General features: G+C 68.7%; 6 protein-coding genes. 5 read left to right on the plus strand and 1 reads right to left on the minus strand.

Annotated elements, in window-relative coordinates:
* Positions 1-16: 16 nt before the first annotated feature.
* Entirely contained in the window at positions 17-1,501 is a 1,485-nt protein-coding gene (locus tag VGZ32_RS11940) for a cysteine desulfurase/sulfurtransferase TusA family protein (protein ID WP_326886021.1), read from the minus strand.
* Between the two features lie 332 nt (positions 1,502-1,833).
* Here VGZ32_RS11940 and coxB point away from each other — a divergent pair, with 332 nt between their 5' ends.
* The 5 genes from coxB to VGZ32_RS11965 all read left to right on the plus strand — a co-directional run.
* Positions 1,834-2,802: a cytochrome c oxidase subunit II gene (coxB, locus tag VGZ32_RS11945; protein WP_326886022.1), complete on the plus strand. Its 969-nt coding sequence runs from the start codon at positions 1,834-1,836 to the stop codon at positions 2,800-2,802.
* A gap of 5 nt (positions 2,803-2,807) precedes the next feature.
* Positions 2,808-4,535, plus strand: a complete 1,728-nt coding sequence (gene ctaD, locus VGZ32_RS11950; protein WP_414642534.1) for a cytochrome c oxidase subunit I — start codon at positions 2,808-2,810, stop codon at positions 4,533-4,535.
* A gap of 4 nt (positions 4,536-4,539) precedes the next feature.
* Positions 4,540-4,938, plus strand: coding sequence for a cytochrome c oxidase subunit 4 (locus VGZ32_RS11955; RefSeq protein WP_326886025.1), 399 nt, complete (start codon positions 4,540-4,542; stop codon positions 4,936-4,938).
* Positions 4,939-5,113: 175 nt separating this feature from the next.
* A complete protein-coding gene (locus VGZ32_RS11960) occupies positions 5,114-6,613 on the plus strand; it encodes a L,D-transpeptidase (RefSeq protein WP_326886026.1) in 1,500 nt (499 codons plus the stop codon).
* Between the two features lie 333 nt (positions 6,614-6,946).
* The coding region (locus VGZ32_RS11965; protein WP_326886027.1) for a DUF4259 domain-containing protein at positions 6,947-7,332 on the plus strand (386 nt) is incomplete at its 3' end.

The following is a 7,332-nucleotide window of genomic DNA, read 5'->3' on the forward strand; positions in this document are numbered from 1 at the left end:
TCGGACCGGCGGACCGTCAGCGGTCGCGGCGGACCAGATAGGCCACCGCGTCGGCGCCACGCTCCGGGACCGGCTCCTCGCCGAGGTACGTCTGCTCCCGCATCCGACACCAGGCAGGGATGTCCAGGCGCGCCGCCACGTCATCCGCCAGCACGCTGATCGTGCCACCGATCGGCACGTCGTCGATGTGCTTTGCCAACTCGATCACCGGAATGGGGCATTTGCGGCCGAGCGCGTTGATGACTACTGCCGTGGCTGATGTCTGCTGCCCGGTGGTCGGCTCAGGTTCCGACGCGGCCGATTCGGCTGCCGTCGCCACCGCCGCTGCCACCGCCGTCAGCGTCGACGGAGCTTGAGCGCGGACGGCTGCGACAACGCCGGGAAGCACGTCCAAGAAGCGGTCCACATCTTCTGCCGTGATCCCCCACGGCAGCGACACTCGCACGTTGCCGTGGCTTAGCACGCCCATCGACTCGAGGACATGACTGGGCGTCAGCGTCGAAGCCGTGCACGACGATCCCGACGAGACCGAGAATCCCGCCTTGTCCAGCTCGAGCAGCAGCGCTTCCCCCTCGGCGTACAGGCAGGAGAAGGTCACGATGTGCGGCAGCCTGCGCTCCGGATCGCCGACGATCTCGACGTCGGGCACGGACTCGGCGACCCGCGCCCGGATCCGGTCCACCAGCTCCCGGTGCCGGGCCGCCACCGTGTCGCGCTCGCTCTCGCGCGCCCGCAACGCCGCTGCGGCCGCAAGTACCGCCGGGACATTCACGGGACCTGGCGAGCGTCCGCGTTCGCGTTCGTCCTCTGGCCAGGCCGGCGCGAACCGAGTGCCCTTACGCACAGCGAGCACGCCCACGCCCGACGGGCCGCCCCACTTGCGTGCCGACCCACACAGCGCCGACCAATACCGCGGCGCCGGAATCCGCCCGAGCGCCGCCGCAGCGTCCACAAGCAGCGGCACCCCCGCATCCGCACACAGCTCCCAAGCCCGCTCCACCGGCTGGAGCGTCCCTACCTCATGGTTGGCGGCCTGAACACAGGCGAGTGCGACAGCGGGGGATGCTGTACCTCCCGTGGTGAGCGCAGCGGCGAGGGCGTCTAGATCAACCGCGCCGTACCGCGATACCGGGACCGAGACCCGCTCCCCGCCGACTCGCGCGGCAGTGAATTCGGCCGCGTGAAGCACCGCCGAGTGCTCGACCGCGCCGGTGACGATCCGCGGCCCGCCCACGCCCCCGGCCCGCAGCGACCGGCTTTGCGTGATGCCGGCCACCGCCGCGTGGATCGCCGTCGTCCCTGACGGGGTGAACACCGTCTCGTCCGGTCGGGCGCCGATCACCTCAGCGACCGCCTCGCGCGCAGCGTCGAGCAGCATGCGCGCCCGGCGCCCCTCCCGATACAGCCGGTCGGCATCCGCCCAGCCGTCCTCCAAGGCCGCGAGATACGCCTCGCGGGCCACCGGGTCCATCGGCTCCCCGGACGCGGCATCCAAGAACATGACATCGACTCTATGCCTGATGATCGACCGCGACGCAGTAGGAGGCCCAGAGGCCGCCGGTATGGACATCAGACGTCCGACACCGTCGCACGCCGGAGGGCGGCGGCGGGTGCAAATACCCGGATTCCGCTGCGATCTGACCTGGGATTAGCCCGTACGCGTGAGGCGAAGATCCGCGTCTCCGGCACGGGGGGTACCTGCCCGCGTCCGGCGAAAGGCGCTGGAGTAGGGTTTGGCCGCAGAACTGAACCCCTGCCCGCACTCCGGGCGCCGCGGGCCTGTTGCCGGCCGCGGTGATATCGGTAGCAGGGCGAGACTTCGGGAAGGGTACGTTGAGTCAGTACGGCTCCGAACGCAGGCCGCGCCCGCTGAGCGATCCCGCTCCGGGGCGCCGGGCCACTGCGTCTAGAAAGCGGCGCCTGGTCGCCCGCGCGGCGCTGGCCGCCGCCGTCCTGGTGGCGGCCTCGGGCTGCACCAACAACGCCTTCACCCGGCTCGGCTTCCCCGACCCGGCGTCGGCCGAGGCCCCGACCATCCTGCACCTGTGGCAGGGGTCGTGGATCGCCGCGTTCGCCGTGGGTGCCCTGATGTGGGGTCTGATCATCTGGACCAGCATCTTCCACCGGCGCTCGCGGCACGGCATCGAAGTGCCGCCGCAGACGCGCTACAACATCCCGATCGAGCTGCTGTACACCGCGGTGCCGCTCATCATGGTGTCGGTGTTGTTCTACTTCACCGCCAAAGACGAGTCGATGCTGCTTAAGATCACCCCGGATCAGCAGGCGAGCATCAACGTCGTCGGCCGGCAGTGGAGCTGGACCTTCAACTACAACTACGACGCCGCCACCGGCAAGCCGACCGGCGACATGGTGTACGAAGCCGGCACCCCGGGCGTGCCGCCCACCCTGTACCTGCCCCTGAACGAGAAGGTCAAGTTCACCCTGACCTCGCCGGACGTGATCCACTCGTTCTGGATCCCGGCGTTCCTGTTCAAGCTGGACGTGGTGCCGGGCCGGGTCAACCAGTTCGAGCTGACCCCGAGCCGCGAGGGCACTTACATCGGTGAGTGCGCCGAGCTGTGCGGCGTGGACCACTCCCGGATGCTGTTCACCGTCAAGGTGGTCAGCCCGCAGGAGTACCAGCAGCAGCTCACCCAGCTCGCGGCCGAGGGCAAGACGGGCGGCCTCACCGTCGGCGGCTGCGGCGCCTACAACCCCGCCTCCGTATCGGTCAACGCGTGCCGCGTCGGCCCGGAGACCGGAGTCAAGGGACAGAACGCGACTGGAGGGGCGGGCTGGTGACCGCGATCAACGACCCGGCGATCGGCCACGCGACACCGTCCGTCACCGCGTACCGCACGCGGCAGCCCGGCTCGGTCTTCATCAAGTGGATCACGACCACCGACCACAAGGTCATCGGGTTCCTCTACCTGATCACCTCGTGCATCTTCTTCGGCTTCGGCGGCCTGCTCGCGCTGCTCATCCGCACCGAGCTGGCCCGTCCCGGGCTGCAGCTGCTGACGCCCGAGCAGTTCAACCAGGCGTTCACCATGCACGGCACGATCATGCTGCTGATGTTCGCGACCCCGCTGTTCGCCGGGTTCGCCAACGCGATCATGCCGCTGCAGATCGGCGCGCCCGACGTGGCGTTCCCGCGGCTGAACGCGCTCGCGTACTGGCTGTTCCTGTTCGGCTCGCTGATCGCGGTCAGCGGCTTCCTCACTCCGCAGGGCGCGGCTGACTTCGGCTGGTTCGCCTACTCGCCGCTGTCCAGCGCGATCCACTCGCCGGGAGTCGGCGGCGACCTGTGGATCATGGGTCTCGCGATGTCCGGCTTCGGGACCATCGTCGGCGCGGTGAACTTCATCACCACGATCATCACCATGCGCATGCCCGGCATGACGATGTTCCGGATGCCGATCTTCACCTGGAACATCCTGCTGACCTCGGTCCTGGTGCTGCTCGCCTTCCCGGTCCTGGCCGCGGCGCTGTTCGCGCTCGAGGTGGACCGGCGGCTGGGCGCGCACATCTTCGACGCCTCCAACGGCGGCGCGATCCTGTGGCAGCACCTGTTCTGGTTCTTCGGGCATCCGGAGGTCTACATCGTGGCGCTGCCGTTCTTCGGCATCGTCACCGAGATCTTCCCGGTGTTCAGCCGCAAGCCGATCTTCGGCTACTCCGGGCTGGTGTTCGCGACCCTGAGCATCGCGGGCCTGTCGGTGACCGTGTGGGCGCACCACATGTTCACCACCGGCGCGGTCATGCTGCCGTTCTTCGCCTTCATGACGTACCTGATCGCGGTGCCCACCGGGGTGAAGTTCTTCAACTGGGTCGGCACCATGTGGCGGGGCTCGCTCTCCTTCGACACCCCGCTGCTGTGGTCCGTCGGCTTCCTGGTGACGTTCCTGTTCGGCGGACTGACCGGAATCCTGCTGGCCTCGCCGCCGATCGACTTCGCGGTCCAGGACTCGTACTTCGTGGTCGCGCACTTCCACTACGTGCTGTTCGGCACGGTGGTGTTCGCGATGTTCGCCGGCTTCTACTTCTGGTGGCCGAAGTGGACCGGCAAGATGCTCGACGAACGGCTCGGCAAGATCCACTTCTGGACGCTGTTCATCGGCTTCCACACCACGTTCCTGGTGCAGCACTGGCTCGGCGCCGAGGGCATGCCCCGCCGTTACGCCGACTACCTGGCGTCCAACGGCTGGACCACCCTCAACACCGTCTCCACGATCGGCTCGTACCTGCTGGGCATGTCCACGATCCCGTTCCTCTACAACGTCTACAAGACGGCGAAGACGGGCAAGCGGGTCACCGTGGACGACCCGTGGGGCTGGGGACGCTCGCTGGAGTGGGCCACCTCCTGCCCGCCGCCGCGGCACAATTTCACGTCGCTGCCCCGGGTGCGGTCCGAGTCCCCGGCCTTCGACCTGCACCACCCCGAAGTGGCGCTGATGGAGATCGCCAACGGCGAACGCGGGCACGCGGCCAAGAAGGCGCTGGCGCGCGACCGCGCCGCGGAGAAGGGCGAGTGACGGCATGAAGATCACCGCACGCATCTTTCTGATCGTCGCGATCTTCTTCTTCCTCGACGTGCCGGTCTACTGGTGGCTCTCGCACGACCCGACCGGGACCGCGGCGCTCATCATGGCCTTCGGCATGAGCGGGATGATCTACTTCTACCTCGACTTCACCGTGCGGCGGATCGGACCGGGTCCCGACGACCGGGACGACGCGGAGCCGTACGAGGGCGCCGGGGAGTTGGGGTTCTTCTCCCCGCACAGCTGGTGGCCGTTCGTCATGGCGGCCGGCGCCGCGGGGGTCTTCCTCGGAATCGCGGTCGGTTTCTGGCTGTGCTACTTCGCTCTGCCTTTCATGGCGTACGGAATTTACGGCCTCGTCTTCGAGTACTACCGGGGCGAGAACAAGCACTACTGAGCGCCTAAGACACCGCTGCCGGAGACAAGGTAGTGGGTCTGTAACAACTCTCCTACGAGGGCCGACGTGGATCTACGCGTCGGCCCTCGCTCACTATGCTGACGCCCAGGTGGGTACCCCGTACGACGGGGTACGAGAAGGGCCCGGCTACTCGGGCAAGGGGAGACGTGTACCGATGACCGACGGAGTCAACTCCGCCATACCCGGGGACGGCGGCGAGGAAGTCGCCGGGCCCGAAGCTCAGGCAGGCGCGCAGCCGAATGCGCAGTCGGCGCCCGGCCAGGAGCCGACACCCGAGTCCCCTGGGTCCGCCGCGCCGTTTTCGGCCTCGGCTGCAGCAGCGACGCCCCCGTCGCCCACCGCACCCGTCGAGCCCGTGGCCGGCGCGTCTTTCGGCCGCCCGTCCGACCTCATAGCCCGGATTCCCCGCCGCAGCCTCATCATCGCCGGCGGTCTGTTGACCGTGGGCGCCGCTGGAGGCATAGCCGCCGCCGTCGCCGGTTTCGGCGGCTCGGGTTCGAAACAGCTCCCGGCTGCCCGAGGCGCGTCCGGCGCAGCCCAGGCCGAAGCGAGCGCCTCGCCGTCCCCGACCTACCCTCCCGCCGCACTGACGACCGTGCCCGCGAACGGCGCCTCGAACGTCGACCCGTCCAAGCCGGTCACCGTGGCGGTGGCGAACGGCACCATAACGTCCGTCGAGCTGTCCGGTGGGCAGACCACTACAGGCACCCTCTCCGACGACAAGACCACGTGGACGTCCGACGGCGCGCTTCAGATCAACACCGCCTACACGCTCCAGGTACAGGCGGCGGGTAAGGACGGTAAGGCGGTCTCCGCGAGCGCGTCATTCTCCACTTTGAAGCCCACCGCGACTCTCGGCGTGGTCGAGATGTGGCCCGGGGACGGGACGAGCGTCGGCGTCGGACAGCCGATCCGCGTGCAGTTCAGCAACTACGTGCCCGCGGCGTACCGGGCCGAGGTCGAAAAGGCCTGCGTCGTCACCACGAACCCGGCCGTCGCCGGCGCCTGGTCCTGGGTGCAGGACGACATGATGGACTGGCGGCTGCAGAACTTCTGGCAGACCGGCACGACGGTCTCCGTCGCGCTGAACCTGGCCGGGGTCCGGGCCGGAGAGCACCAGTACGGGGTGAAGGACCACACGCTGAACTTCACCATCCGCGGCACCGACCTGCGGCTGATCGTCGACACCAAGGCATTCCACGCCACCTGCTACCAGAACGGCCAGGTGATCCGGACCTTCCCGATCGACACCGGGATGAACGACCCGCGATTCATCACCTGGAGCGGGACCATGGCGGTGCTCGGCCAGGGCAACCCGGTGGAGATGAAGGGCGACTACGGCAACGGCGATAAGTACGACGAACTGGTGAACTGGGCGACCCAGATCACCTATTCGGGTACGTATGTCCACTCGGCGCCCTGGGACGGGCAGATCGGCTACGTCAACTCGTCGCACGGCTGTATCCACTGCCGTCCCGTCGACGCGACCTGGTTCTACAACCAAGCGCACGTCGGCGACGTCGTCCAGGTCACCGGCACAAGCAAGAACGTCGCGGTAACCAACGGCTTCGGCGACTACGGCGTCGCCTGGTCCACCTGGCTAGCCGGCTCGTCATACGGTGCGACCATCGGCGGCAAGCCCGCCAACACCTGAGCCGGAGACCCGTGAGGCCTGCGCCCTCGCCTCGCCCGCTCGCCCTCCGCTCTGCCCGGCCACCCCTTGATCTGCTCCGCAAGCCTGCCAACACCCGAGCCGGAGGCCCGCGAGGCCTGCGCCCGCGCTGGGCCTCGCCCGCTCACCCCCCGCTCTGCCCGGCCACCCCTTGATCCGCCCACACTGCACCCTGCTGCACCCCCGCCGCTCGCTTTGCAGTCGCCGTCAAGCCCCCGTCAACTCGAAGAACTGACATCCTGTGGCGTCACAGCCCATTCGTGGTTACCGTTCGGTACATAGGCAGTGCGGCGCCTAGCTGGAGGCGAGCGGAGCATGGGCACGTGGCAGGTCGGACCGTTCGACAACGACGTCGCCATGGACTTCTTCGACGAGGTCGAGGAGACCCCCGACGTCCAAGTCCCCCCGAGGCTGCGCGAGGTGCTGGTCGCGGCGGTCGAGCGCCCCGGCACCCTGGAGCTGTCCGAGGGCCACATCGCCTTCGCCGCGGCCTGCCTGGTCGCCGCTGGCCGCTCGAGGGCCGCGAACACCGGCAACCCGTCCGTGGACGCCTGGCTCGCCACGCACCGCCCCCTCGTGACCGCCGAGGACCAGCGCGTGGCGCTCGCCGCACTCGACCGGGTGACCGGCACCGAGAGCGAGTGGATGAGCCTCTGGGCCGCGTCCCCCTCGCAGGCCGCGCTCAAGGAGCGGATCGAGTC

Origin of the sequence: Actinocrinis sp. (assembly GCF_035938995.1) — a bacterium.
Taxonomy (GTDB): Bacteria; Actinomycetota; Actinomycetes; order Streptomycetales; family Catenulisporaceae; genus DASZGI01.